At 52.8% G+C, this 1,548-nt stretch carries 1 protein-coding gene and 2 pseudogenes; 2 read left to right on the forward strand and 1 reads right to left on the reverse strand.

Annotated elements, in window-relative coordinates:
• Positions 1 to 243: pseudogene (locus QJ48_RS35105) on the reverse strand (asparagine synthetase B); the annotation flags it as partial.
• 307 nt (positions 244 to 550) lie between these two features.
• On the opposite strand from QJ48_RS35105, the gene QJ48_RS35110 reads away from it, so the two are divergent.
• Positions 551 to 892, forward strand: coding sequence for a hypothetical protein (locus QJ48_RS35110; RefSeq protein WP_054977838.1), 342 nt, complete (start codon positions 551 to 553; stop codon positions 890 to 892).
• Positions 893 to 1,111: 219 nt separating this feature from the next.
• Positions 1,112 to 1,548 (forward strand): annotated as a pseudogene (locus tag QJ48_RS35115) (hypothetical protein); the annotation flags it as partial.

The raw sequence follows: 1,548 nt of genomic DNA on the forward strand, positions 1-1,548 counted from the left end.
GTATAGCTCGCCGTTATAGACGATGGTTATTGTATTATCCCCGACTTTCCGGGTCATGGGCTGAGCTCCGCCTGCCGGATCCATGACGCTCAGACGGCGGTGGCCGAGCGCGCAGCGGGGCGTGATCCAGCTGCCGGAGGCATCCGGACCGCGCGAGGCGAGCGTATCCGTCATCGTTTCGAGAACGGACGGATACTGGGTCAAATCTTTGTTCCAATCAATCCATCCCGTGATTCCACACATAGCTTTCATCCTCTCCGGTCTTCCAGAATCTGTCGCTCCCACAAGGGGTCCAAAGATGACAGCAAGATGTTAAAGGTTATGCTTGGCGGGAGCGGATGATGTCTGTCCGAGCGAGACGCGCCTTGGAAAACTTGATGAAAAAATGGACAAACGGCCGAAGAAAAGTTACACTTAGCGTATAGGTGTATTTTTATAACGGCCTGCGTTTTGGAAACCGATGTATAGAAAGCGCCGGTTTTGCCTCACGCTATAGAGGAACGATAGGCAGGAAGACAATTGATCAACAGGTAAAGGTGGTTCATCATTAATGAAAAGAACGTTCTCAGAACAGCAGAAAGAATACAAGGAAGCCAAAGAAAACTTCGAGAAGGCGAATAAAGAGTTTGAGCAAAAGCTCGCTACGACGAAAAAACTCGGTAACGTAACTCCGGAAGTGATGGAGCAGCTTGTCGGCGATACGGGACTTCATATTGCATTGAACCGGCTCGGTGCGGCGGAAGCTGCGCTTCTGAAATGGTCGCACGAGATGATTCAAAACGAACGCGACTATCTGCAAAATAAAGAGCAGGTCGACCGCATGTACGGTTTCATCGATCAAAATCCGCATATTAAAGCGCAGCTCATCCAAGCCGCGATGAAAATGGAATAGATTTCGGGAAATCGAACGCTGAACAGCGTCTGCATAACGAGCAGCCCGGATGCCGTGTTTATTAGGCATCCGCGGCTGCTTTTTCACGTCCGCATAACGCGCGTCCGAATCCGGCATCCTAATTTAGGCAAGCAGCTCGCGGCGGGAGATTTTGCTTTCGCTTCTTTTTTGGGGTACACTGGCATTCATAAAGAAGCTCAGCAAGAAAGGCGGTGTTTCATGAGCGGGCAGACCAATGACAATGTGATTCTTTTTCCGAAAACCGTCGAATTTTATCAATTCGAACTGACCCGGCTCCTTGAAGCGGAACGCTACGGAGAAGCAATGAAGCTCCTCCGCTTTTTGCTTGCCTGCCAATCGGACGACGACCGGGCGCGGGAAGAATGGCGGTCCTTGCTCGACTGGCTGCAGGTCATGTTCCCGGACCTGGCGCTGGGGCAGGAGGACGAAAGCGAAGAGCTCAGCGAAGCGGACCTGTTGCGGCAGCATATGCACGCCAAGGGCGAGCAGAAGGGCGACTATGCGAAGCGGCTGCTGGCCAGCCTGCGGGAACAGCTGGCCGTGGACAAGCAGCTGCTGGCTTTGGATCAGCTTGCGTTTCTGGAAGACGAAGGGATCGACGAAGAGCTGAGCGGGTGGTTGAAGGAGGATGCCGG

The organism is Paenibacillus sp. A3 (assembly GCF_001399685.1).
Classification (GTDB): Bacteria; Bacillota; Bacilli; order Paenibacillales; family NBRC-103111; genus Paenibacillus_G.

Excerpts from the sequence above, each read along its gene's own strand:
- QJ48_RS35110 (WP_054977838.1), top strand. The coding sequence starts at position 551 with ATGAAAAGAACGTTCTCAGAACAGCAGAAAGAATACAAGGAAGCCAAA.